Raw genomic sequence first — 26,364 nt, 5'->3', positions numbered from 1 at the left:
GCACGGTCCTTGTGACCGATCAATCCATACTTGCAACATCGTTGCACATCTTATTTAGGAGGTTCAGTAATGAACAAGAAACAATGGCTAGGCCTTGGTCTAGTTGCAGTGGCAGCAGTTGGACTTGCTGCATGTGGTAACCGCTCTTCTCGTAAGGCAGATTCATCTTCTGATATGAAGACAAAAGCAGCAATCGTCACTGATACTGGTGGTGTTGATGACAAATCATTCAACCAATCAGCTTGGGAAGGTTTGCAGGCTTGGGGTAAAGAACACAATCTTGCAAAAGATAAAGGTTTCACTTACTTCCAATCAACAAGTGAAGCTGACTACGCTAACAACTTGCAACAAGCGGCTGGAAGTTACAACCTAATCTTCGGAGTTGGTTTTGCCCTTCACAATGCAGTTAAAGATGCAGCAGAAGAGCACACTGATTTGAACTATGTCTTGATTGATGATGTGATTAAAGATAAAAAGAATGTTGCTAGCGTAACATTTGCTGATAACGAAGCTGCTTACCTTGCAGGTGTTGCAGCAGCTAAAACAACTAAAACAAAACAAGTTGGTTTTGTAGGTGGTATCGAATCTGAAGTTATCTCACGTTTTGCAGCTGGATTTAAAGCTGGTGTTGAGTCAGTAGACCCATCTATCAAAGTACAAGTTGACTATGCTGGTTCATTTGGTGATGCTGCTAAAGGTAAAACAATTGCAGCAGCACAATACGCAGCTGGTGCAGACGTTGTTTACCAAGCAGCTGGTGGTACAGGTGCTGGTGTCTTTGCAGAAGCAAAATCACTCAACGAAAGCCGTCCTGAAAATGAAAAAGTTTGGGTTATCGGTGTTGACCGTGACCAAGAAGCAGAAGGTAAATACACTTCTAAAGATGGCAAAGAATCAAACTTTGTTCTTGTATCTACATTGAAACAAGTTGGTACAACTGTAAAAGATATTGCTAACAAGGCAGAAAAAGGTGAATTCCCTGGTGGTCAAATCATTGTCTACTCATTGAAAGATAAAGGGGTTGACTTGGTAACAACTAACCTTTCTGAAGAAGGTAAAAAAGCTGTTGAAGACGCTAAAGCTAAAATCCTTGATGGAAGCGTAAAAGTTCCTGAAAAATAATGGATGAAAGTCATTTCTTAGGAAGCGGCCCTCGGCCGCTTTTTAAGAGTTGAGACAAAGTCATTTTGTCTCAGTAAAGCTTGCTACTAGACAAACTAGCAAGTTTTATTGAAATAAAATAAGACTCTGAAAGGAAGAGCACATGGCACACGAAAATGTCATTGAGATGCGTGATATTACCAAGGTGTTTGGTGAATTTGTTGCCAACGACAAAATCAACCTGCACCTACGAAAAGGTGAAATTCATGCACTTTTAGGAGAAAATGGGGCTGGTAAGTCCACGCTCATGAACATGTTAGCAGGCCTTCTTGAACCAACTAGTGGTGAAATCGCGGTCAACGGTCAAGTTGTTAACCTCGACTCGCCATCTAAAGCAGCTGGCTTGGGAATCGGAATGGTTCACCAGCACTTTATGTTGGTAGAGGCTTTCACGGTGGCTGAAAACATTATTTTAGGAAGTGAATTGACTAAAAATGGTGTGCTAGATATCGCTGGAGCTAGTAAAGAAATCAAGGCTCTTTCTGAACGTTATGGCTTAGCTGTGGACCCTTCTGCCAAGGTGGCAGACATCTCAGTTGGGGCCCAACAACGTGTAGAAATTTTAAAAACCCTTTATCGGGGGGCTGATATTCTTATCTTTGACGAACCAACGGCTGTTTTGACTCCATCAGAAATTGAGGAGTTAATGGCTATTATGAAAAATCTTGTCAAAGAAGGAAAATCAATTATCTTGATTACCCACAAGTTGGATGAGATTCGTGCAGTTTCTGACCGCGTTACAGTTATCCGTCGTGGGAAATCAATTGAAACCGTCGAAATTGCAGGGGCTACCAATGCTGATTTGGCTGAAATGATGGTAGGACGTTCCGTTTCCTTTAAAACAGAGAAACAAGCTTCTCAACCAAAAGAAGTGGTCTTGTCAATCAAAGATTTGGTGGTCAATGAAAACCGCGGTGTCCCAGCTGTGAAAAATCTATCCTTGGATGTTCGTGCGGGAGAGATTGTTGGTATCGCGGGTATTGATGGAAATGGTCAGTCTGAACTCATTCAAGCAATCACAGGTCTTCGCAAGGTTGAATCTGGTAGCATTGAGCTAAAAGGAGATTCAATTGTAGGCTTGCACCCACGTCAGATTACAGAGTTGAGTGTTGGGCACGTTCCAGAAGACCGTCACCGTGATGGTTTGATTTTGGAAATGATGATTTCTGAAAATATTGCCCTTCAAACCTACTACAAAGAACCACATAGTAAAAATGGAATTTTGAACTATTCAAATATTACTTCTTATGCTAAAAAGCTAATGGAAGAGTTTGATGTTCGTGCTGCCAGCGAATTTGTTCCTGCAGCTGCACTCTCAGGAGGAAATCAACAAAAAGCAATTATTGCTCGTGAAATTGATCGAGATCCTGATCTCCTTATCGTCAGCCAGCCAACTCGTGGGTTGGATGTCGGTGCCATTGAATATATCCACAAACGCTTGATTGAAGAGCGTGATAATGGAAAGGCTGTCCTTGTTGTCAGCTTTGAACTAGATGAGATTTTAAACGTCTCAGACCGTATTGCCGTTATTCACGATGGTAAGATTCAAGGTATTGTATCACCAGAAACAACCAATAAACAAGAACTTGGTGTCTTGATGGCTGGTGGAAACTTGGGAAAGGAGAAGAGTGATGTCTAAAAAATTACAACAAATTTCGGTTCCCTTGATTTCTGTCTTCCTAGGAATTTTACTTGGAGCCATTGTCATGTGGATCTTCGGTTATGATGCTATTTGGGGCTATGAAGAATTGTTCTATACAGCCTTTGGTAGTCTACGCGGGATTGGGGAAATCTTCCGTGCAATGGGGCCTTTGGTCTTGATTGGTCTTGGTTTTGCTGTTGCCAGTCGTGCTGGTTTCTTTAACGTTGGACTTCCTGGTCAGGCTTTGGCAGGTTGGATTCTCAGTGGTTGGTTTGCCTTATCGCATCCAGATATGCCACGTCCTTTGATGATTTTAGCGACTATCGTGATTGCCTTGATTGCTGGTGGAATTGTCGGTGCCATTCCAGGTATTCTGAGAGCCTATCTAGGGACGTCAGAGGTTATTGTAACCATTATGATGAACTACATTGTCTTGTATGTAGGAAATGCCTTTATCCATGCTTTCCCTAAAGACTTTATGCAAAGTACAGATTCGACCATTCGTGTTGGGGCTAATGCAACCTATCAGACACCTTGGTTAGCTGAGTTGACTGGTAACTCGCGGATGAATATTGGTATTTTCTTTGCCATCATTGCAGTTGCAGTTATTTGGTTCATGCTCAAGAAAACAACTCTTGGTTTTGAAATTCGTGCAGTTGGTCTTAATCTACATGCATCAGAATATGCTGGTATTTCTGCAAAACGGACTATTATTCTATCAATGATTATTTCAGGTGCCTTGGCTGGTCTTGGTGGAGCCGTTGAAGGACTTGGAACCTTCCAGAACGTCTATGTTCAAGGGGCGTCATTGGCTGTTGGATTTAACGGGATGGCGGTTAGTCTGCTTGCAGCCAACTCACCAATTGGTATTCTCTTTGCAGCCTTCCTATTTGGTGTTCTCCAAGTTGGAGCTCCTGGTATGAATGCGGCGCAGGTACCGTCTGAGCTTGTCAGCATTGTGACAGCGTCTATTATCTTCTTTGTCAGTGTTCATTACCTTATCGAACGCTTTGTCAAACCGAAAAAACAAGTTAAAGGAGGTAAGTAAAGATGTCTATTACAACCTTGCTCACCCTCTTGGTGTCTTCTATGCTGATTTACTCAGCACCCCTCATCTTTACAAGTATTGGTGGTGTTTTCTCTGAACGTGGTGGTGTCGTAAACGTCGGCCTTGAAGGAATTATGGTTATGGGTGCCTTTTCTGGAGTTGTCTTTAACCTTGAATTTGCGGAACAATTTGGAGCAGCAACTCCATGGCTATCCTTGCTTGTAGCAGGATTGGTAGGGGGAATCTTTTCTATCATCCACGCAGCAGCGACGGTTCATTTCCGTGCAGACCATGTTGTCAGCGGTACTGTCTTGAACTTGATGGCGCCAGCCTTGGCTGTTTTCTTGGTGAAAGTTCTTTATAACAAAGGACAAACCGACAACCTAAGTCAGACTTTTGGACGCTTTGACTTCCCAGTCTTGGCAAATATCCCAGTGATTGGTGATATCTTCTTCAAGTCAACTAGTCTGCTTGGTTATATCGCGATTGCCTTCTCATTCCTTGCTTGGTTTATCCTCTTCAAGACTCGTTTTGGTCTTCGTCTCCGCTCTGTAGGTGAGCATCCTCAAGCAGCGGATACATTGGGAATCAATGTCTACAAGATGAGATATCTAGGAGTAATCATTTCAGGTTTCCTAGGTGGAATTGGTGGAGCGATTTATGCTCAATCGATTTCAGTTAACTTCTCAGTGACAACTATTGTTGGACCTGGATTTATCGCCCTTGCTGCGATGATTTTTGGGAAATGGAATCCAATCGGCGCCATGCTTTCTAGTCTCTTCTTCGGGCTGTCACAAAGTTTGGCCGTTATCGGTTCTCAATTGCCATTCCTACAAGGAGTGCCAGCGGTTTACCTTCAAATCGCACCTTATGTTTTGACTATTCTGGTCTTGGCAGCCTTCTTTGGAAAAGCAGTCGCACCAAAAGCAGATGGTATCAACTATATCAAATCAAAATAAGTATACAAAAAAACGTCAGTTCTGTTCAAACTGGCGTTTTATTTTTTAGGATCTTGATGAGTTAAGTTTAATCCCCAAGGGACAAGATTTTCAGTTTTATTTTGGATGCGTGTGATATTATCCTTATGACGAATGATAATCAAACTAGCCAGTGCTAGGATAATAGCGATGAAGAGAGGGTCATAGTTAGTCAGGATAAAACCAAAAAGTGGAAAGAGTAGAACTCCGCTGACGGCTGCTATAGATGCTGTGACACTGGAAAGTGAAATCATACTGCCTAGATAGAGGGTCCCAAAGAAAACAACCGCAAGGTAGAGGCAGAAGACAGGCGCAAATCCGAAAATCACACCAGCACTGGTTGCGACAGCCTTACCACCCTTGAATCCTGCAAAGATAGGGAAGGTATGACCAATAACAGCCAAAACTCCAAAGATGAGAGGCGAAACGCCTTGCAGATGAAAAATAATCGGAAGAAGCGTTGCTAGGGTTCCTTTAAAAAAGTCAATGACAAAGGTTGCCATACCAGCTTTCTTACCTAAAATGCGGAAGGTATTGGTCGTTCCAGTGTTACCAGAACCATGCTCGCGCAGATTGATTTGAAAGAATACTTGTCCAATCCAGAGACCAGACGGAATCGAACCCAGCAGATAAGCTAGGATTAATAAAACTATTGTAATCATACTCCTATTATATCATGAAATGGAGAAGAAAGGCAGAGAATCTCTTCTGAAATTGTCACACCGGAGAAAGAAAAATTTTGCAAAATCCTTGGAAAACCTGTAGAATAGTAAAGATGAACGAATAGGAGGTTCCTTGTGTCAAAAAAGGAAATCAATATTAACAATTATAATGATGATGCCATTCAGGTGCTAGAAGGGTTGGATGCGGTCCGAAAACGTCCAGGGATGTATATCGGATCTACTGATGGTGCTGGCCTCCATCACCTAGTCTGGGAAATCGTCGATAATGCGGTCGATGAAGCTTTGTCTGGATTTGGTGACCGTATTGATGTGACCATCAATAAAGATGGCAGTTTAACGGTTCAAGACCATGGTCGCGGGATGCCAACTGGTATGCACGCTATGGGAATCCCAACAGTTGAGGTTATCTTTACCATTCTTCATGCCGGAGGGAAATTCGGTCAAGGAGGCTATAAGACATCAGGTGGACTTCACGGGGTGGGTTCTTCCGTTGTTAATGCTCTATCTAGTTGGCTGGAGGTTGAAATCACCCGTGATGGCGCAGTTTACAAGCAACGTTTTGAAAATGGTGGCAAACCTGTTACGACTTTGAAGAAAATTGGTACAGCGCCCAAGTCTAAAACAGGTACCAAAGTTACGTTTATGCCCGATGCGACCATCTTTTCTACGACAGACTTCAAGTACAATACCATTTCAGAGCGCCTTAATGAGTCAGCATTTCTCTTGAAAAATGTGACCTTGTCTTTGACGGACAAGCGTACAGATGAAGCGATTGAGTTTCATTATGAGAACGGGGTGCAGGACTTTGTTTCTTATCTGAACGAAGACAAGGAAACCTTGACACCAGTTCTGTACTTTGAAGGGGAAGATAATGGTTTCCAAGTGGAAGTTGCGCTTCAGTATAATGATGGATTCTCAGATAACATTCTATCCTTTGTCAATAACGTTCGTACTAAAGATGGTGGAACGCATGAAACAGGACTCAAGTCTGCTATTACCAAGGTCATGAATGACTATGCGCGTAAGACGGGGCTTCTCAAGGAAAAAGATAAAAATCTTGAAGGTTCCGACTATCGTGAGGGACTAGCGGCCGTTCTTTCTATCTTGGTTCCTGAAGAACATTTGCAGTTTGAAGGCCAGACCAAGGATAAACTGGGAAGCCCACTAGCTCGTCCAGTTGTGGATGTCATAGTGGCTGATAAGTTGACCTTCTTCCTCATGGAAAATGGAGAATTGGCTTCGAATCTCATTCGCAAGGCTATCAAGGCGCGTGATGCCCGTGAGGCGGCCCGCAAAGCGCGTGATGAGAGCAGAAATGGCAAGAAAAATAAGAAAGACAAGGGCTTGCTTTCTGGTAAGTTAACCCCAGCCCAGTCTAAAAATCCTGCTAAGAATGAACTCTATCTAGTCGAGGGGGACTCTGCCGGCGGTTCTGCCAAGCAAGGTCGTGACCGCAAGTTCCAAGCTATCTTGCCTCTTCGAGGTAAGGTTATCAATACAGCCAAGGCTAAGATGGCGGATATTCTCAAAAATGAAGAAATCAATACCATGATTTATACCATCGGTGCGGGTGTCGGAGCAGACTTCTCCCTTGAAGATGCCAACTATGACAAGATCATTATCATGACCGATGCGGATACAGACGGTGCCCACATTCAGACTTTACTCTTGACATTTTTCTACCGCTACATGCGTCCACTAGTTGAGGCGGGACATGTTTATATCGCTCTTCCGCCTCTTTACAAGATGTCCAAAGGTAAAGGCAAGAAAGAAGAAGTGGCCTATGCATGGACAGATGGAGAGCTAGAAGAACTCCGCAAGCAGTTCGGTAAAGGCGCAACACTCCAACGATATAAAGGTCTTGGTGAGATGAATGCGGATCAGCTTTGGGAAACAACTATGAACCCAGAAACCCGTACCCTCATCCGTGTTACAATCGAAGACCTAGCACGTGCTGAACGCCGCGTCAATGTCCTCATGGGAGACAAGGTCGAACCACGCCGTAAGTGGATTGAAGATAATGTCAAGTTTACGCTGGAAGAAGCGACAGTGTTTTAAGTCGGTTTTTAACGAATGGGTATTAACATGAGAACTGAAACAGAAATGCTGAATCTGATTTTACAGACTGCTGAAACTTTAAAAGTCGAAGCCGTGGCTCTATCTGGTTCGCGAGCTTGTCCAAAAGCTCCAAAAGATGAATTTCAAGACTACGATGTGGTCTATATTGTGGATGATTTGGATAATCTGACGAGTGACCTTTCTTGGTTGGCCTATTTCGGGAAACGCATTATCGAGCAAGAAGTTAGTCTTGGTAATCGTCGTCTCTATCTCATGCTCTTTGAAGATGGTAACCGCATTGATTTGACTCTTTGCCCTAAAGAATACATTCAAGAGTGGGTGGACAGTGAAGCAGGATTCACTGTTTTAGAAGATCCAGAAAATTTATTTGAACCTTATTTCCCAAATCCAGAGCGTTACTGGATAACCCCAGCTATTGAAATGGATTTTGAAAATTCCTGAAATGAATTTTGGTGGGTATCAGCCTACGTTGTCAAAGGAATTTGTCGCAAGCAAGTCGTCTATGCACTGGACCATCTCTATGGTATTTGTCAGAAAGAGTTATTAAAAGTCTTAGCTTGGCAGATAGCAAGTGATAAGGGAACAGTAGACGTCGGCAAGAATTATAAGTATCTTTTTAACTATTTACCCACTGAGAAAGAAAAGGAGTTCTCAGATTTGCTTGATTTTTCAAGTATAGATAAAATCACTCAGTCTTTGTTTGCTACGATGCAACTTTTCTACCAAGAGGCTCAGTCCCTTGCTCACAAGATGGGATTTGACTATGATATGGAAGTGGCGGAGAAGATGATTCAGTATGCTGAGGAAAGAATATGCTTAAATGTAGTAGATTAGAATTTCATTGATAAGGATGAAGCCATTTAGTAACATTTAGGAGGATTATAATGTTTTTAGATTTAGGAATTACTTCATATTTGTTTGGTAAAATAGCGGATTTTTCTTGGAATAGATTTTATGATTCATTAGGTTTGCAAGAGAAGACTGATAAAAAGAGTTTAAAAAAACTTATCGAAGATTATCGAAATTATATGATAGACCGTCATAAAGATAATCCGTATTTTGAAGAGGTTTTAAGATTTTGGGAGACAAATCATATTGTTGAAGAAATTTTGATGATTGAATATCACTTGAAAAGCACGTTTGCTACTTATGATGATTTTAAAAACGCTTTGGAGGATCAGTATCCTCAGACTTTCAATAAAAGTTTTTCAATTAGTTTGATGGATGAGCTAGATAAAAAATTTATTGACTTAGTTAGAAAAATGTCTCAGTTTTCTCAGTCAGATATTGCTGTTATAGCAAATGTTATTAAAGAATCGAATTCTGAAATAGTATCCTCAATAGAGGAACTCTTAAAACAATTGCAAGAATTTGGTTTTAAAAATAATATTAAACATGATACTCAACTAGCATATATTCAAAAATCGAAAATAGACAATTTGGTAATTACTCCCCCTGTGATTTCTAAAATGACCATTACTTCAAGAAATGACTATAAATATAATTATTATGTGTTTCAGTCTTTTGAATTTGAAGGTGATTTTGGAGATGATCCAACAGTCTATTTGATTTATTCAGAGGATGATAATAAGATTGAGTTAAATACTTTTAGTCATGGTTTGCAACCTGATAATTTACGAGTTCTAAAATTTAAATCGACAGAAATTGAAGGTAAGAAATATAAATATAATATTTCTAAAGAGTATTGTTATTATTCCAATCAAGGAAATGAATATGATATTAGACCATTCATTGTTGTTGTGCTCGGTGAAGAGGTTATGGGCTTTGCTACCTTAACGATAATTAATAAGTCATTTAAAAAAGGTCAAAGTTTCACTTTACCGTTCACTGGGCATAAAGCATTCATTCCAGCAGCAAGAAAACTTATTTGGCCAAATAAAAAGGATTTATTAAAAAAACTTCATGAACAACAGACTGGTAGAGTTTTCTATTTAGACAATTCTGTTGTAGATGAAGTAATTAAAATTAAAAAGTATTTTTTGGATTCGTTAAAAGAAGAAGTTAAGGATGCATTAAAACAAGAATATGAATAATCTATTTTTTATTATCCAAACACGTCTATTTCTGTGAGATCATTCTTTTCAACTTGCATGTAAAAACTGAACACGGACTAAACGGTGTGTAAAAAAGATAAATCGTTTTTTAGTTACAACCTAGTCCACTTATATAAAATTTGAAAGAAATTAAACACGCCTTAATGCTGTGTGAAATTTCTTATTAACTAAAGCAACGCATTTTAAATACATTAAACTACAGAAAGGATAGTTTGGTTGCTTATCGTAACTGAAATCCTTTTTCTAGATAAAACTACTCTACATTCTTTGAAAGGAGTTGAACACGCCCTAGATGCTGTGTGAAAAAGATAAATTCTCTTGTTAGCTTTCTTACTTCAAGAATTTTCTATTTTCACTTGGTATTTTACGGGCTTTGTATCCTATATGAGTAACATTCAAAATATGTCCCTAGAGGACATCATGGGAGAGCGCTTTGGTCGCTACTCCAAGTACATTATTCAAGACCGGGCCTTGCCAGATATTCGTGATGGATTGAAGCCGGTTCAGCGTCGCATTCTTTATTCTATGAATAAGGATGGCAATACTTTTGAAAAGAGCTACCGCAAGTCGGCCAAGTCTGTCGGGAATATCATGGGGAATTTTCACCCACACGGTGATATTTCTATCTATGATGCCATGGTTCGTATGTCACAGGACTGGAAAAACCGTGAGATTTTGGTCGAAATGCACGGTAACAACGGTTCTATGGATGGAGATCCGCCTGCGGCTATGCGTTATACTGAGGCACGTCTGTCTGAAATTGCTGGCTATCTTCTTCAGGATATCGAGAAGAAGACAGTTCCTTTTGCTTGGAACTTTGACGATACAGAGAAAGAGCCGACAGTCTTGCCAGCAGCCTTTCCAAACCTCTTGGTCAATGGATCTACTGGTATTTCGGCTGGATATGCCACAGATATTCCACCACATAATTTGGCTGAAGTAATTGATGCGGCGGTTTACATGATTGACCATCCAACTGCCAAAGTTGACAAACTCATGGAATTCTTGCCTGGACCAGATTTCCCGACAGGAGCTATCATCCAAGGTCGTGATGAAATCAAGAAGGCCTATGAAACTGGAAAAGGACGCGTAGTTGTTCGTTCCAAGACTGAGATTGAAAAGCTAAAAGGTGGTAAGGAACAAATTGTTATTACTGAGATTCCTTATGAAATCAATAAGGCTAATCTGGTCAAAAAAATCGATGATGTTCGTGTCAATAACAAAGTTGCAGGTATTGCTGAGGTTCGTGATGAGTCTGACCGTGATGGTCTACGTATCGCTATCGAACTGAAGAAAGACGCCAATACGGAGCTGGTTCTCAACTATCTCTTCAAATACACAGACCTGCAAATCAACTACAACTTTAACATGGTGGCGATTGACAATTTCACGCCTCGTCAGGTTGGGATCGTTCCAATCTTGTCTAGCTATATCGCCCACCGTCGTGAAGTGATTTTGGCGCGTTCACGCTTTGACAAGGAAAAGGCTGAGAAGCGTCTCCATATCGTCGAAGGTTTGATTCGCGTGATTTCGATTTTGGACGAAGTCATTGCTCTTATCCGTGCTTCTGAGAATAAGGCTGACGCCAAGGAAAACCTCAAAGTCAGCTATGATTTTACAGAAGAGCAGGCTGAGGCCGTTGTTACCTTGCAACTGTACCGTTTGACCAATACAGACGTAGTTGTCTTGCAGGAAGAAGAAGCAGAACTTCGTGAAAAGATTGCCATGCTGGCGGCTATTATCGGTGATGAGCGGACTATGTATAATCTCATGAAGAAAGAACTTCGTGAGGTTAAGAAGAAGTTTGCGACTCCTCGTTTGAGTAGCTTAGAAGACACAGCAAAAGCAATCGAGATTGATACAGCTAGTCTTATCGCCGAGGAGGATACCTATGTCAGCGTGACCAAGGCAGGTTACATCAAGCGTACTAGCCCACGTTCCTTTGCCGCTTCAACCCTGGAAGAAATTGGCAAACGTGATGATGACCGTTTGATTTTTGTACAAGCTGTCAAGACAACACAGCACCTTTTGATGTTCACGACGCTTGGAAATGTCATTTATCGACCAATCCATGAATTGGCAGACATTCGCTGGAAGGACATCGGAGAGCATCTGAGCCAGACCATTACAAACTTTGAAACTAACGAAGAGATTCTTTATGTGGAAGTCGTGGATCAGTTTGATGATGCGACAACTTATTTTGCAGCTACTCGTCTCGGTCAAATCAAGCGTGTAGAACGCAAAGAATTCACTCCATGGCGAACCTACAAGTCTAAGTCTGTCAAGTATGCTAAACTAAAAGATGAGACAGACCAGATTGTAGCAGTGGCTCCGATTAAACTGGATGATGTTTTCTTGATTAGCCAAAACGGTTATGCTCTGCGTTTCAATATCGAAGAGGTTCCTGTTGTCGGTGCCAAGGCTGCAGGTGTCAAGGCTATGAACCTGAAAGAAGATGATGTCCTCCAATCGGCCTTTATCTGTAATACCTCGTCCTTCTACCTCTTGACTCAGCGTGGAAGTTTGAAACGTGTTTCTATTGACGAAATTCCAGCAACCAGCCGTGCCAAACGTGGTTTACAAGTCTTGCGTGAGTTGAAAAACAAACCGCACCGTGTCTTCTTGGCAGGAGCAGTTGCAGAACAAGGCTTCGTTGGTGACCTATTTAGTACAGAAGTGGACGTGAACGACCAAATTCTACTTGTTCAATCCAATAAAGGAACAATCTATGAAAGCCGATTGCAAGACTTGAGTCTGTCAGAACGCACAAGTAACGGTAGCTTCATCTCTGACACGATTTCTGATGAAGAAGTTTTTGACGCTTATCTTAAAGAAGTATTTACTGAAGCTAAATAAGTGAAATGAAGAATCAGTTCTAAGAGCTGGTTCTTTTTATTGAAGAAATTTTCTGAAAATTACAAAATATACTTGCTATTTTAGAAAAATAGTGTAGAATATAAGAAATAGGTTTTTAGAATAAGGAGTGGAATATGACAGTAACGATTGATTGGGAAAACCTTGGTTTCTCCTATATGAAATTACCTTATCGCTATATTGCTCATTTTAAAAATGGACAATGGAATCAAGGAGAGCTTACAGAGGATGCAACTTTGCATATTTCAGAGTCTTCTCCAAGTCTCCACTATGGACAACAAGCATTTGAAGGTTTGAAAGCTTATCGTACTAAGGATGGCAGTGTTCAACTGTTCCGTCCTGATGAAAATGCCAAACGTCTGCAACGTACATGTGACCGTCTCTTGATGCCACAAGTTCCGACAGACATGTTTGTAGAAGCTTGTAAAGCAGTTGTCCGTGCGAATGAAGAATACGTACCACCATACGGAACAGGTGGAACCCTCTATCTTCGCCCTCTTTTGATTGGTGTCGGAGATATTATCGGGGTAAAACCAGCAGAGGAGTATATTTTTACTATCTTTGCTATGCCAGTTGGAAATTACTTTAAGGGTGGCTTGGTTCCAACCAACTTCTTGATTCAGGATGAATACGATCGTGCGGCTCCAAATGGTACAGGTGCGGCTAAGGTTGGTGGGAACTATGCTGCCAGCCTCTTGCCAGGGAAATTGGCCAAGTCACGTCATTTCTCAGATGTTATTTACCTAGATCCATCAACACATACAAAGATTGAAGAAGTTGGATCAGCTAACTTCTTTGGAATTACAGCTGATAATGAATTTGTAACGCCATTGAGTCCATCTATCTTGCCATCTATTACCAAGTATTCCTTACTTTATTTGGCAGAACATCGCTTGGGCTTAACTCCTATTGAAGGAGATGTTCCAATTGATAACCTTGACCGTTTTGTAGAGGCAGGTGCCTGTGGTACAGCAGCGGTTATTTCTCCAATTGGAGGTATTCAACACGGTGATGATTTCCATGTTTTCTATAGTGAAACAGAAGTAGGACCTGTGACTCGTAAACTCTATGATGAACTGACAGGAATTCAGTTTGGTGATATTCCAGCGCCAGAAGGTTGGATTGTAAAAGTAGATTAAAAATATATTAAAGGAGATTTTTATGAAATCGAAAAAGTGGCTCTTAACAGCAGGAGTGGTCCTGAGCACAACAGCTCTTTTAGCAGCCTGTGGAAAAGCTGATAAAGAAGCAGATGCTCCGACAACATTTTCTTATGTCTATGCAGTGGATCCAGCATCCTTGGACTACAGCATAGCAACGCGTACATCCACAACAGATATTATCGGGAATGTCGTTGATGGTTTGATGGAAAATGATAAATATGGTAATGTTATTCCTTCTTTGGCTGAAGATTGGTCCGTGTCAAAAGATGGTCTGACTTATACCTATAAACTTCGTAAAGGAGTGAAATGGTACACTTCTGAAGGTGAAGAATACGCAGAAGTAACAGCCCATGACTTTGTAACAGGATTGAAACACGTTGCTGACGGTAAGTCAGACGGTGTCTCTCTCATCCAAAATTCAATCAAAGGCTTGGACGCCTATATGACTGGTGAAACCAATGATTTCTCTACAGTTGGTGTTAAAGCTTTGGATGACTACACAGTTGAGTATACATTGAATGCGCCAGAAAGTTTCTGGAATTCAAAAGTGACTACAGCGACGATGTTGCCTGTAAATGAAGAGTTTTTAAAGGCATCAGGAAAGAATTACGGAGAGGTTAGCCCAGCAGGTATTCTCTACAATGGTCCTTATTTCTTAAAAACATTGACTTCTAAATCTTTGATTGAATATGAAAAAAATCCAAATTACTGGGATAAAGAAAATGTTAAAATTGAGAAGATTAAATTGACCTACTACGATGGTTCAGATCAGGAGTCTTTGATCCGTAGCTTCTCCTCTGGTGCTTATACGACAGCCCGTCTCTTCCCAAGCAGCTCAAACTTTGCTTCAACTTTGGAAGAATACGGAGATAAAATCACTTATAGCCCACAGGACTCAAGCAGTTATTACTTCACCTTTAACGTAAATCGTCAGTCATACAATAAAACTGCGAAAACAAGCGAAGAGCAAAAGACTTCTACAAAAGAAGCGATGCTCAATAAGGACTTCCGTCAGGCTATCAACTTTGCCTTCAACCGTCATTCGTATGCTGCCCAGCTAAACGGTGAAGATGGTGCGGACAAGATTATTCGTAACAGCCTTGTTCCAGATAACTTCGTACAAGCAGGTGGTAAGAACTTTGGTCAAATCGCCCAAGCAGAGTTGGTGAACTATGGTGACCAATGGAAAGGTGTTGAGCTAGTTGACGGTAAGGATTCTATCTACAACCCTGACAAGGCTAAAGCTGCTTTCGAAAAAGCTAAGAAAGACTTGGAATCTAAAGGGGTAACCTTCCCAATTCACTTGGATGTCCCGGTTGAACAAACAGATACTATCGCCGTTCAACAAAGCAACTCTTTCAAACAGTCTATTGAATCAACTCTTGGTGCTGAAAATGTTGTCATCGATGTACTTCAAATGACAGATAATGAAAAAGAAACGATTACATCACAAGCGCGTGTTCCTTCTCAAAAAGACTATGATTTGAACAGTACAGGATGGGCTCCAAGCTATCAAGATCCAGCATCTTACTTGAATATTATGGATCCAAAATCTGGTTCTGCCATGAAACACCTTGGTATTACGAAAGGAAAAGATAAGGATGTTGTCGCTAAACTTGGTTTGGATCAATATAAGAAATTGTTAGAAGATGCTGTTTCTGAGACCACTGACTTAGAGAAGAGATATGAAAAATATGCCAAAGCTCAAGCTTGGTTGACAGATAGTTCATTATTGATGCCAACAGCCTCATCTGGTGGTTCTCCAGTTGTAAGTAACGTAGTACCATTCTCAAAACCATACTCACAAGTTGGTATTAAGGGGGATCCATATATCTTTAAAGGAATGAAATTGCAAAAAGATATTGTTACAACAAAAGAATATGACGAAGCTCTTAAAAAATGGCAAAAAGAAAAATTGGAATCCAATAGCAAATATCAAAAAGAACTAGAAAAACACATTAAATAAGGAATGGTATTGCTTTTGATAAAATTTAAAAAATACTGTCATTTTGAATATAAAGGAGTTTGATATGGAGTGGATTAAACTAATAGGAATAGCAATCATTGTTGTGGGTTTTATTTTAAAGTTTGATACAATTGCAACAGTAGTCTTAGCTGGTTTGGTTACAGCTTTAGTTTCAGGTGTTTCTCTTGTTGAATTTTTGGAGATTTTGGGAAAAGAATTTAGCAATCAGCGAGTGCTCACGATTTTTATGGTTACCTTGCCTCTTGTGGGGCTGTCAGAAACCTTTGGACTCAAGCAACGATCAATTGATTTGATTCGAAAGATTAAAGGTCTGACAGTTGGAAACTTCTATACAGTTTATTTCTTTATTCGAGAGTTAGCTGGTTTCTTTTCAATTCGTCTAGGAGGACACCCTCAGTTTGTCAGACCTTTGGTTCAACCTATGGGAGAAGCAGCAGCAGAGTCTCAATTAGGTAGAAAGTTAACAGAGGTTGAAGATGAGGCAATAAAAGCGCGTGCGGCTGCAAATGAAAATTTTGGAAATTTCTTTGCTCAAAATACGTTTGTAGGTGCTGGGGGAGTCCTCTTGATAGGGGGAACATTAGATCAGTTAGGCTATGAAAGTAATTATGCAGGGATTGCTTCTGCATCTATTATTGTTGCTGTTATAACACTTATTGTAGTGGGGATTTATAATTATTTATTTGATAAAAAATTGACATCAGAAAAGACTAGGGGAGGAGAACAAAAATGACAGAGTTGGCAAAGCAACTATTAGAGTTGACCTATATTGTGATTGGTTGTCAATTTCTCCATACAGCCTATTGTAGTTATAAAGATAAAACAAACCCAGTCCGATTTGGAACATCTGCATTTTGGACTCTATTGGCTATTACGTTTATAGGTGGTTCCTATATGCCAAATATGAGTATTGGTATTATTGTAATCATATTATCGCTGTTAACATTGTTTAAGCAAGTCCGTATCGGAACCTTGCCATCCTTAGATGAAATGAAAGCCAATATTGAATCTAACAGATTGAAAAATAAAATTTTTATTCCAGTTATGCTGATGGCAATACTTGCGTTGGTCTTAGCGCAAATGATTCCAGAATTTAGCAAGATTTCGATTAGCCTTGCCGCCTTATTTGCTACAATTTCTGTTCTTGTGATTACCAATAGTCACCCTAAGAGTTTGTTATCAGAAAATAATCGAATGACTCAGCAAGTTTCAACAAGTGGGATTGTTCCCCAATTATTAGGGGCTTTGGGGGCTATTTTTACTGTAGCAGGTGTTGGTGATGTTATCTCTCATCTGATTAGCGGTATTGTTCCTTCAGATAGTCGCTTTATAGGAGTTTTGGCCTATGTTCTTGGAATGGTTCTATTCACAATGATTATGGGAAATGCTTTTGCAGCATTCACCGTTATTACAGCAGGTGTTGGAGTTCCCTTTGTATTTGCTCTGGGAGCTAATCCAATTGTGGCTGGTGCTCTTGCCATGACAGCAGGTTATTGTGGGACCTTATTGACCCCAATGGCTGCTAATTTTAACGCTCTACCAGCAGCATTGATGGATATGAAAGATCAGAATGGCGTTATAAAGGCTCAAGCAGGTGTTGCGCTAGTAATGATTGTTATTCACATATTCTTAATGTACTTTCTCGCATTTTAGTAAAGGAAAATAAAATGAAAATATTGGTTACAGGTTTTAATCCTTTTGGAGGTGAAAAGATTAATCCAGCTTTGGAGGCTGTAAAATTATTACCATCTGAGATTAATGGGGCCGAAGTTCGCTGGGTAGAAATTCCAACGGTTTTTTATAAGTCGTCAGAAGTTTTAGAGGCAGAAATATTACGATATCAACCAGATGCTGTACTTTGTATTGGACAAGCAGGCGGCAGGACAGGTTTAACACCTGAACGAGTGGCTATTAATCAAGATGATGCTCGCATACCTGATAACGAAGGCAATCAACCAATTGATACACCGATTCGTATTGATGGAGCATCGGCCTATTTTAGTAGTTTACCTATCAAAGCGATGGTACAAGCTATTAAAAAACAGGGACTTCCGGCAGTTGTATCCAATAGTGCAGGAACCTTTGTTTGCAATCATTTGATGTACCAAGCTCTTTATTTAGTGGATAAAAAATTCCCTAATATGAGAGCAGGTTTCATGCATATTCCATATATGATGGAACAAGTAGTAAATAAGCCGAATACTGCAGGAATGAGTCTATGTGATATTGTAAGAGGCATAGAGGTAGCTATTGAAGCTATTGTAGACTACAAAGATAAGGATTTGCAGTTAGTAGGTGGTGAGACTCACTGATAACCTAAAAAGGATAGTCAATTATGCTTGTTTACTAACTATTAGCTATGCTAAATTGATTGAGGTTGTTTACATAAAACTCTATGTCAGACAAGCCTGATATAGAGTTTTTTCTTGCTAGTTTTAGGATTTTCTTGTAAAATAGAAAAAGTGAAGAGAGGTATGAAATGAGTAAGAAAGATAAAAAAATCGAAATTCAAGTAGCAGATGCCAAGGTTAATGTAGGAAAAGACAGTTTTGAAGGTTATACCTTGACCATTGGTAAAAAAGTTATCGGAGAAATTGCCGAATTAGATGGACAATTTGCCATCATAAAGAATGGGAATGTCGATAGTTTTTATAAAAAATTGGAAAAAGCTGTGGAAATTTTGATTGAAAATTATAATTTAGCAAAATAAGTCTTGTTTTTTTGAAATTTTCATGATATAATAGTCCATGTTGATTGTAGGAGAGATAGCGAAGAGGCTAAACGCGGCGGACTGTAAATCCGCTCCTTCGGGTTCGGGGGTTCGAATCCCTCTCTCTCCATTTTATCAATGGGGTATAGCCAAGCGGTAAGGCAAGGGACTTTGACTCCCTCATGCGTTGGTTCGAATCCAGCTACCCCAGTTCTTAGGTAATAATCAAGATAAAAAGCAAAATATCTTAGGGTATTTTATTTTTATAATTGAAAGACGTGAATGATATGAACATGTCCTTGCGGGTGCTTAGGAAAAAAATTATAAGTATGTCAAGTTTAAGAAAAACTTGATTGTTGGAGGATTTTTTAGATGAACGAATTTGAAGATTTGCTAAATAGCGTTAGCCAAGTTGAGACTGGTGATGTTGTTAGTGCTGAAGTATTGACAGTTGATGCGACTCAAGCTAACGTTGCAATCTCTGGAACTGGTGTTGAAGGTGTCTTGACTCTTCGCGAATTGACAAACGATCGCGATGCAGATATCAATGACTTTGTTAAAGTAGGAGAAGTATTGGATGTTCTTGTACTTCGTCAAGTAGTTGGTAAAGATACTGATACAGTTACATACCTTGTATCTAAAAAACGCCTTGAAGCTCGCAAAGCATGGGACAAACTTGTTGGTCGCGAAGAAGAAGTTGTTACTGTTAAAGGAACTCGTGCCGTTAAAGGTGGACTTTCAGTAGAATTTGAAGGTGTTCGTGGATTTATCCCAGCTTCAATGTTGGATACTCGTTTCGTACGTAACACTGAGCGTTTTGTAGGTCAAGAATTTGATGCTAAAATCAAAGAAGTTGACGCTAAAGAAAACCGCTTCATCCTTTCACGTCGTGAAGTTGTTGAAGCAGCTACAGCAGCAGCTCGCGCTGAAGTATTCGGTAAATTGGCTGTTGGTGATGTTGTAACTGGTAAAGTTGCCCGTATCACAAGCTTTGGTGCTTTCATCGACCTTGGTGGTGTTGATGGATTGGTTCACTTGACTGAATTGTCACATGAACGTAACGTATCACCAAAATCAGTTGTAACTGTTGGTGAAGAAATTGAAGTGAAAATCCTTGATCTTAACGAAGAAGAAGGACGTGTATCACTTTCACTTAAAGCAACAACACCTGGACCATGGGATGGCGTTGAGCAAAAATTGGCTAAAGGTGATGTAGTAGAAGGAACAGTTAAACGTTTGACTGACTTCGGTGCATTTGTTGAAGTATTGCCAGGTATTGATGGACTTGTTCACGTATCACAAATTTCACACAAACGTATTGAAAATCCAAAAGAAGCTATTAAAGTAGGTCAAGAAGTTCAAGTTAAAGTTCTTGAAGTTAACTCAGATGCAGAGCGCGTATCACTTTCTATTAAAGCTCTTGAAGAGCGTCCAGCTCAAGAAGAAGGACAAAAAGAAGAAAAACGTGCTGCTCGTCCACGTCGTCCAAAACGTCAAGAAAAACGTGATTTTGAACTTCCAGAAACACAAACAGGATTCTCAATGGCTGATTTATTTGGTGATATCGAACTTTAATCAAATTGAAAATTCACAAAATCCTTTGTTTACTAAACAAGGGATTTTTCTTTTGTCTCGGCTCCTTTTTTGATATAATAGTTCTATGTTAAAATCAGAAAAACAATCACGTTATCAAATGTTAAATGAAGAATTGTCCTTCCTATTGGAAGGCGAAACCAATGTTTTGGCTAATCTTTCCAACGCCAGTGCTCTCATAAAATCACGTTTTCCTAATACCGTATTTGCAGGTTTTTATTTGTTCGATGGAAAGGAATTGGTTTTAGGTCCCTTCCAAGGAGGTGTTTCCTGCATCCGTATTGCACTAGGCAAGGGTGTTTGTGGTGAGGCAGCTCACTTTCAGGAAACTGTTATTGTTGGAGATGTGACGACCTATCCCAACTATATTTCTTGTGACAGTCTAGCTAAAAGTGAAATTGTGGTGCCGATGATGAAGAATGGTCAGTTACTTGGAGTTCTGGATCTGGATTCTTCAGAGATTGAGGATTACGATGCTATGGATCGAGATTATTTGGAACAATTTGTCGCGATTTTGCTTGAAAAGACGGAATGGGACTTTACAATGTTTGAGGAAAAATCTTAATGTATCAAGCACTTTATCGAAAATATAGAAGTCAAAACTTCTCCCAGTTGGTTGGTCAAGAAGTTGTGGCTAAGACTCTTAAACAAGCAGTAGAGCAAGAGAAAATAAGTCATGCCTATCTTTTTTCTGGTCCACGGGGAACAGGAAAAACCAGTGTAGCTAAGATTTTTGCTAAGGCTATGAACTGTCCCAATCAAGTGGGTGGCGAACCTTGCAATAACTGCTATATTTGTCAGGCAGTGACGGATGGTAGTTTAGAAGATGTCATTGAAATGGATGCGGCCTCTAATAATGGGGTGGATGAAATCCGTGAAATTCGTGATAAATCTACCTATGCCCCTAGTCTTGCTCGTTATAAGGTTTATATCATAGACGAGGTTCACATGCTGTCTACAGGGGCTTTTAATGCCCTCCTAAAGACGCTGGAAGAGCCAACACAGAATGTAGTCTTTATTTTGGCCACTACTGAATTGCACAAGATTCCTGCGACTATTCTATCCCGTGTGCAACGTTTTGAATTTAAATCAATTAAGACACAGGATATTAAGGAACATATCCACTATATCTTAGAAAAAGAAAATATTAGTTCTGAACCAGAGGCTGTGGAAATCATTGCCAGACAGGCGGAAGGTGGAATGCGGGATGCCTTGTCTATTTTGGATCAAGCTCTGAGTTTGACACAGGGAAATGAATTGACGACTGCCATCTCTGAAGAAATTACTGGCACCATTAGCCTATCAGCCTTGGATGATTATGTGGCTGCCTTGTCTCAACAGGATGTTACCAAGGCCTTGTCTTGCTTAAATCTTCTTTTTGATAATGGTAAGAGCATGACTCGTTTTGTGACCGACCTTTTGCACTATTTAAGAGATTTGTTAATTGTTCAAACAGGTGGAGAAAACATTCATCATAGTCCAGTCTTTGTGGAGAATTTGGATCTTCCTCAAGAAAATCTGTTTGAAATGATTCGCTTAGCGACAATCAGTTTAGCAGATATTAAGTCTAGTTTGCAGCCCAAGATTTATGCTGAGATGATGACCATCCGTTTGGCGGAGATTAAGCCTGAGCCATCTCTTTCAGGAGCGGTTGAAAATGAAATTGCTTCGCTGAGACAGGAAGTGACACGTCTCAAACAAGAACTCGCCAATGTGGGAACTGCGCCCAAGCCAACTAGTCCAACTCCTAGTCGCCCAGCAACAGGCAAGACCGTCTATCGTGTGGATCGCAATAAAGTTCAATCTATCTTACAAGAGGCTGTCGAAAATCCTGATTTAGCACGTCAAAATCTGATTCGTTTGCAGAATGCCTGGGGAGAGGTGATTGAAAGTCTTGGTGGGCCGGACAAAGCTTTGCTAGTTGGTTCTCAACCGGTTGCGGCCAATGAACACCATGCTATTCTTGCTTTTGAGTCTAACTTCAATGCTGGTCAAACCATGAAACGGGATAATCTCAACACCATGTTTGGCAACATCCTCAGTCAGGCAGCAGGTTTTTCACCTGAGATTTTAGCCATTTCCATGGAGGAATGGAAAGAAGTTCGCGCAGCCTTTTCAGCCAAAGCCAAATCTTCTCAAACTGAAAAAGAAGCAGAAGAAAGCCTGATTCCAGAAGGATTTGAATTTTTGGCTGATAAAGTGAAGGTAGAGGAAGACTAAAGAAAGATTTCATGATACAATAAGTTTATGAATAAACAACAATTTATTATTATGGCGCTGTTTACAGCTGCTGAAACCTATTTTTTCAATGAAGCCTGGATGACTGGTCGCTATATTATGGCAGCCTTTTGGGCAATTTTACTCTTCAGAAATTTCCGAGTCAGTTATGTGATGGGCAAAATCGTTGATGTCATCGATCAGCATTTTAATAGGAAAGACTAGCCCTCAGCTTCCAGACAAAATCAAAGCCTTTTAGGCTTTTTTTTGTTATACTATAAAAGTATATTTATTGACCTTTTACCGTATTTTCTAGGGAAATCAAGTATGTTTCTAGTAAGCACTGTAAAGGCCTTGAAAAAGAAAGGAACTATCATGTCAGTATTAGAGATCAAAGATCTTCACGTTGAGATTGAAGGAAAAGAAATTTTAAAAGGGGTTAACCTGACCCTGAAAACAGGTGAAATCGCCGCTATCATGGGGCCAAATGGTACTGGTAAATCGACTCTTTCTGCCGCTATCATGGGAAATCCTAACTATGAAGTGACCAAAGGTGAAGTTTTGTTTGATGGCGTAAACATCCTTGAGTTGGAAGTGGATGAGCGTGCGCGTATGGGACTTTTCCTTGCTATGCAATACCCATCAGAAATTCCTGGAATTACCAACGCTGAGTTTCTTCGTGCAGCCATGAATGCTGGTAAAGAAGACGATGAGAAGATTTCAGTTCGCGAGTTTATTACTAAGCTAGATGAAAAAATGGAATTGCTCAACATGAAAGAAGAAATGGCAGAGCGTTACCTCAACGAAGGTTTCTCTGGTGGTGAGAAAAAACGTAATGAAATTCTTCAACTTTTGATGTTGGAACCAACTTTCGCCCTTTTGGATGAGATTGACTCTGGTCTTGATATTGACGCTCTTAAAGTTGTTTCTAAAGGTGTGAATGCTATGCGTGGTGAAGGCTTTGGTGCTATGATTATCACTCACTACCAACGTCTTTTGAACTACATCACACCAGACGTGGTACATGTGATGATGGAAGGTCGTGTTGTCCTTTCAGGTGGTCCAGAATTGGCTGCGCGTTTGGAACGTGAAGGATACGCAAAACTAGCTGAAGAACTTGGCTACGACTACAAGGAAGAATTGTAATTCCCTCGTATCTTTTAGGAGAAGTAAATGACTAAAGAAAATATTAAACTTTTTTCAGAAATGCACGCTGAACCAAGCTGGTTGGCTGATCTCCGTCAAAAAGCTTTTGACAAGATTGAGACTTTGGAATTACCAGTTATTGAGCGTGTGAAATTTCACCGTTGGAATCTGGGTGATGGAACGATTACAGAAAGTGAGCCATCAGCAAATGTTCCAGATTTCACTGCACTAGATAACCACTTGAAGTTGGTGCAAGTAGGAACCCAAACTGTTTTTGAGCAAATTCCAGTTGAATTGGCTGAACAGGGTGTTATCTTTACAGACTTCCACTCAGCTTTAGAAGAAATTCCCGAGCTGATCGAAGAATTCTTCATGTCATCTGTTAAGTATGACGATGACAAGTTGGCGGCCTACCACACAGCTTACTTTAACAGTGGTGCTGTTCTCTATATTCCTGATAACGTGGAAATTGTTGAACCAATCGAAGGAATTTTCTATCAAGACAGCGATAGCGATGTGCCGTTTAACAAGCATATTATGATTATCGCTGGTAAAAATTCTAAGATTAGTTATCTGGAGCGTTTAGAGTCACGCGGTGAAGGAAGTGCCAAAGCAACTGCTAATATCACAGTAGAAGTAATTGCACGTTCTGGTGCTCAGGTGAAGTTTGCCGCCATTGATCGTCTAGGTGAAAATGTTACTGCTTACATTAGCCGTCGTGGTAAATTAGGCAACGATGCAAGCATTGACTGGGCGATTGGTGTTATGAACGAAGGGAACGTCGTTGCGGACTTTGATAGCGATTTGATTGGTAACGGTAGCCATGCTGACCTGAAAGTTGTAGCTCTTTCAAGTGGTCGTCAGGTACAAGGGATTGATACTCGAGTGACTAACTATGGTTGTAACTCAATCGGAAATATCCTTCAACATGGGGTTATTCTTGAAAAAGCAACTTTGACTTTCAATGGTATCGGCCACATCATCAAGGGTGCCAAGGGAGCAGATGCGCAACAAGAGAGCCGTGTTCTCATGCTTTCTGACCAGGCTCGTTCAGATGCTAACCCAATTCTATTGATTGATGAAAATGATGTTACTGCAGGTCACGCAGCTTCTATCGGTCAGGTGGATCCAGAAGACATGTACTACCTCATGAGCCGTGGTTTAGATAAGGCAACTGCAGAACGTTTGGTTGTCCGTGGTTTCCTTGGCTCCGTTATCGTTGAGATTCCAGTCAAGGAAGTTCGTGATGAAATGATTGCAACTATCGAAGAAAAATTGTCAAAACGCTAAGGGGTAGCCTATGTTAGATGTAGAAGTGATTCGCAAGGATTTTCCAATTTTAGACCAGATTGTCAACGATGAACCTCTGGTCTATCTGGACAATGCTGCGACGACACAAAAACCACTAGCAGTTCTGGAAACAATCAACCGCTACTATGAGCAGGACAATGCCAATGTTCACCGTGGTGTTCATACTTTGGCAGAACGAGCGACAGCATCTTATGAAGCCGCTCGTGAAAGCATTCGTAAGTTCATCAATGCAGGTTCGACAAAAGAAGTTCTCTTTACTAGAGGAACGACAACCAGCCTTAACTGGGTGGCACGCTTTGCAGAGGAAATCTTAACTGAGGGTGACCAAGTCTTGATTTCTGTCATGGAACACCATTCCAATATCATTCCATGGCAAGAAGCCTGTCGCAAGACTGGAGCAGAGCTTGTTTATGTCTATCTCAAGGATGGAGCTCTGGATATGGATGATTTGCGAGCTAAATTGACTGATAGAGTCAAGTTTGTCTCCCTTGCTCACGCCTCAAATGTTCTTGGTGTGGTCAATCCAATCAAAGAAATCACTCAATTGGCCCACCAAGTTGGTGCCATCATGGTGGTGGACGGTGCTCAATCTACCCCTCATATGAAGATTGATGTTCAGGACTTGGATGTGGACTTTTTTGCCTTTTCAGGTCACAAGATGGCTGGCCCGACAGGTATCGGTGTTCTGTACGGAAAAGAGAAGTATTTAGAACAAATGTCACCCCTTGAATTTGGCGGTGAGATGATTGATTTTGTCTATGAGCAATCTGCTAGTTGGAAGGAATTACCTTGGAAATTCGAGGCAGGAACTCCCAATATGGCAGGTGCAATCGGACTTGCTGCGGCAGTTGATTATCTGGAAACGATTGGTATGGATGCCATTGAAGCTCATGAACAGGAATTGATTGCCTATGTCTTTCCGAAATTACAGGCGATTGAAGGACTGACCATTTATGGTTCACAGGACTTGGCTCAACGTTCAGGTGTCATTGCTTTTAACCTAGGCGACCTTCATCCTCACGACCTTGCAACGGCTTTGGATTATGAAGGTGTGGCAGTTCGTGCGGGTCACCACTGTGCGCAACCCTTGCTCCAGTATTTGGATGTTCCAGCAACAGCTCGTGCAAGTTTTTATATCTACAATACCAAGGCAGATTGCGACAAGCTAGTTGATGCCTTACAAAAGACAAAGGAGTTTTTCAATGGCACTTTCTAAACTAGATAGCCTTTATATGGCAGTGGTAGCAGACCATTCGAAAAATCCACACCACCAAGGGAAGTTGGAAGATGCTGAGCAAATCAGTCTCAACAATCCGACTTGTGGAGATGTCATCAATCTCTCTGTCAAGTTTGATGCAGAGGATCGTTTGGAGGATATTGCTTTTCTAAACTCAGGATGTACGATTTCAACTGCCTCTGCTAGTATGATGACAGATGCAGTTTTAGGAAAAACCAAGCAAGAAATCTTAGAACTGGCGACCATTTTTTCTGAAATGGTTCAAGGGCAAAAAGATGATCGTCAAGACCAACTTGGTGATGCATCCTTCTTGTCAGGCGTTGCCAAATTCCCTCAACGAATCAAGTGTGCAACTCTAGCTTGGAATGCCCTTAAGAAAACAATTGAAAATCAAGAAAATAACTAAGACAAGTTTCTTTTGTCTTATGAATTAGTAGAAATGAAGAATGAAAGAAAGGATA

The 26,364-nt window shown here is 40.6% G+C and carries 22 protein-coding genes, 2 tRNA genes and 1 pseudogene; 24 read left to right on the top strand and 1 reads right to left on the bottom strand.

What is annotated here, in order from left to right; translation table 11 throughout:
* Positions 1–69 precede the first annotated feature (69 nt).
* The 4 genes from SP4011_RS07635 to SP4011_RS07620 all read left to right on the top strand — a co-directional run bounded on the left by SP4011_RS07635 (position 70) and on the right by SP4011_RS07620 (position 4,810).
* On the top strand, positions 70–1,122 hold the full coding sequence (locus tag SP4011_RS07635) for a BMP family protein (protein WP_338618621.1): 1,053 nt from the start codon (positions 70–72) through the stop codon (positions 1,120–1,122).
* 142 nt (positions 1,123–1,264) lie between these two features.
* Entirely contained in the window at positions 1,265–2,800 is a 1,536-nt protein-coding gene (locus SP4011_RS07630; protein WP_000929812.1) for an ABC transporter ATP-binding protein, read from the top strand.
* Positions 2,793–3,851 (top strand): ABC transporter permease, encoded by a 1,059-nt coding sequence (locus SP4011_RS07625; protein ID WP_338618619.1) that lies wholly within the window; start codon positions 2,793–2,795, stop codon positions 3,849–3,851. Before SP4011_RS07630 ends, SP4011_RS07625 begins: the two co-directional genes overlap by 8 nt.
* A 2-nt stretch (positions 3,852–3,853) precedes the next feature.
* The gene (locus SP4011_RS07620) at positions 3,854–4,810 is read left to right on the top strand and encodes an ABC transporter permease (protein ID WP_000029119.1); all 957 of its coding nucleotides are present in this window, start codon (positions 3,854–3,856) and stop codon (positions 4,808–4,810) included.
* Positions 4,811–4,848: 38 nt separating this feature from the next.
* Here SP4011_RS07620 and plsY read toward each other — a convergent pair whose 3' ends face one another.
* On the bottom strand, positions 4,849–5,490 hold the full coding sequence (gene plsY / locus SP4011_RS07615; RefSeq protein WP_338618617.1) for a glycerol-3-phosphate 1-O-acyltransferase PlsY: 642 nt from the start codon (positions 5,488–5,490) through the stop codon (positions 4,849–4,851).
* Between the two features lie 135 nt (positions 5,491–5,625).
* Between plsY and parE the strand changes: the two genes are divergently transcribed.
* The 20 genes and pseudogenes from parE (at position 5,626) to sufU (ending at position 26,309) form a co-directional block, all read left to right on the top strand.
* Positions 5,626–7,569, top strand: a complete 1,944-nt coding sequence (gene parE, locus SP4011_RS07610; protein WP_338618616.1) for a DNA topoisomerase IV subunit B — start codon at positions 5,626–5,628, stop codon at positions 7,567–7,569.
* Positions 7,570–7,596: 27 nt separating this feature from the next.
* Positions 7,597–8,424: pseudogene (locus SP4011_RS07605) on the top strand (aminoglycoside 6-adenylyltransferase).
* Positions 8,425–8,474: 50 nt separating this feature from the next.
* Positions 8,475–9,644: a hypothetical protein gene (locus SP4011_RS07600; protein WP_338618615.1), complete on the top strand. Its 1,170-nt coding sequence runs from the start codon at positions 8,475–8,477 to the stop codon at positions 9,642–9,644.
* A gap of 405 nt (positions 9,645–10,049) precedes the next feature.
* Positions 10,050–12,521: a DNA topoisomerase IV subunit A gene (gene parC / locus SP4011_RS07595; protein ID WP_338618613.1), complete on the top strand. Its 2,472-nt coding sequence runs from the start codon at positions 10,050–10,052 to the stop codon at positions 12,519–12,521.
* A 134-nt stretch (positions 12,522–12,655) separates the two neighbouring features.
* Positions 12,656–13,678 (top strand): branched-chain amino acid aminotransferase, encoded by a 1,023-nt coding sequence (locus tag SP4011_RS07590; protein ID WP_218757600.1) that lies wholly within the window; start codon positions 12,656–12,658, stop codon positions 13,676–13,678.
* A 22-nt stretch (positions 13,679–13,700) separates the two neighbouring features.
* Entirely contained in the window at positions 13,701–15,668 is a 1,968-nt protein-coding gene (locus SP4011_RS07585) for a peptide ABC transporter substrate-binding protein (protein WP_120007864.1), read from the top strand.
* A gap of 64 nt (positions 15,669–15,732) precedes the next feature.
* Positions 15,733–16,422, top strand: coding sequence for a DUF969 domain-containing protein (locus SP4011_RS07580; RefSeq protein ID WP_057487179.1), 690 nt, complete (start codon positions 15,733–15,735; stop codon positions 16,420–16,422).
* Positions 16,419–17,342 (top strand): DUF979 domain-containing protein, encoded by a 924-nt coding sequence (locus SP4011_RS07575; protein WP_120007861.1) that lies wholly within the window; start codon positions 16,419–16,421, stop codon positions 17,340–17,342. The genes SP4011_RS07580 and SP4011_RS07575 overlap by 4 nt, the downstream gene beginning before the upstream one ends.
* A gap of 14 nt (positions 17,343–17,356) precedes the next feature.
* Positions 17,357–18,001, top strand: a complete 645-nt coding sequence (pcp, locus tag SP4011_RS07570; protein ID WP_000699369.1) for a pyroglutamyl-peptidase I — start codon at positions 17,357–17,359, stop codon at positions 17,999–18,001.
* A 167-nt stretch (positions 18,002–18,168) separates the two neighbouring features.
* Positions 18,169–18,399, top strand: coding sequence for a DUF2969 domain-containing protein (locus SP4011_RS07565; RefSeq protein ID WP_000037113.1), 231 nt, complete (start codon positions 18,169–18,171; stop codon positions 18,397–18,399).
* 49 nt (positions 18,400–18,448) lie between these two features.
* A tRNA-Tyr gene (locus tag SP4011_RS07560) sits at positions 18,449–18,529 on the top strand.
* A 9-nt stretch (positions 18,530–18,538) separates the two neighbouring features.
* Positions 18,539–18,610, top strand: a tRNA-Gln gene (locus SP4011_RS07555).
* A 161-nt stretch (positions 18,611–18,771) separates the two neighbouring features.
* Positions 18,772–19,974, top strand: coding sequence for a 30S ribosomal protein S1 (rpsA, locus tag SP4011_RS07550; RefSeq protein ID WP_338618602.1), 1,203 nt, complete (start codon positions 18,772–18,774; stop codon positions 19,972–19,974).
* A gap of 85 nt (positions 19,975–20,059) precedes the next feature.
* Positions 20,060–20,557: a GAF domain-containing protein gene (locus SP4011_RS07545; RefSeq protein ID WP_120007857.1), complete on the top strand. Its 498-nt coding sequence runs from the start codon at positions 20,060–20,062 to the stop codon at positions 20,555–20,557.
* Entirely contained in the window at positions 20,557–22,212 is a 1,656-nt protein-coding gene (gene dnaX / locus SP4011_RS07540; protein WP_173217565.1) for a DNA polymerase III subunit gamma/tau, read from the top strand. The genes SP4011_RS07545 and dnaX overlap by 1 nt, the downstream gene beginning before the upstream one ends.
* Before the next feature lie 27 nt (positions 22,213–22,239).
* Positions 22,240–22,434 carry a DUF3272 domain-containing protein gene (locus SP4011_RS07535; protein ID WP_001041547.1) on the top strand — a complete coding sequence of 65 codons (195 nt, stop codon included), beginning with the start codon at positions 22,240–22,242 and terminating at the stop codon, positions 22,432–22,434.
* Between the two features lie 150 nt (positions 22,435–22,584).
* Complete coding sequence (gene sufC, locus SP4011_RS07530) at positions 22,585–23,355, top strand: Fe-S cluster assembly ATPase SufC (RefSeq protein WP_000114489.1); 771 nt, start codon at positions 22,585–22,587, stop codon at positions 23,353–23,355.
* A gap of 27 nt (positions 23,356–23,382) precedes the next feature.
* Positions 23,383–24,645: a Fe-S cluster assembly protein SufD gene (sufD, locus tag SP4011_RS07525; protein ID WP_173217563.1), complete on the top strand. Its 1,263-nt coding sequence runs from the start codon at positions 23,383–23,385 to the stop codon at positions 24,643–24,645.
* Positions 24,646–24,655: 10 nt separating this feature from the next.
* Entirely contained in the window at positions 24,656–25,882 is a 1,227-nt protein-coding gene (locus SP4011_RS07520) for a cysteine desulfurase (protein ID WP_338618593.1), read from the top strand.
* A complete protein-coding gene (gene sufU / locus SP4011_RS07515; RefSeq protein ID WP_338618592.1) occupies positions 25,869–26,309 on the top strand; it encodes a Fe-S cluster assembly sulfur transfer protein SufU in 441 nt (146 codons plus the stop codon). The genes SP4011_RS07520 and sufU overlap by 14 nt, the downstream gene beginning before the upstream one ends.
* Positions 26,310–26,364: the final 55 nt, after the last annotated feature.

The organism is Streptococcus parapneumoniae, from assembly GCF_037076355.1.
Taxonomy (GTDB): domain Bacteria; phylum Bacillota; class Bacilli; order Lactobacillales; family Streptococcaceae; genus Streptococcus; species Streptococcus parapneumoniae.
The sequence above is the reverse complement of the archived record's forward strand: the minus strand, read 5'-3'. Positions and strand labels throughout refer to the sequence as shown.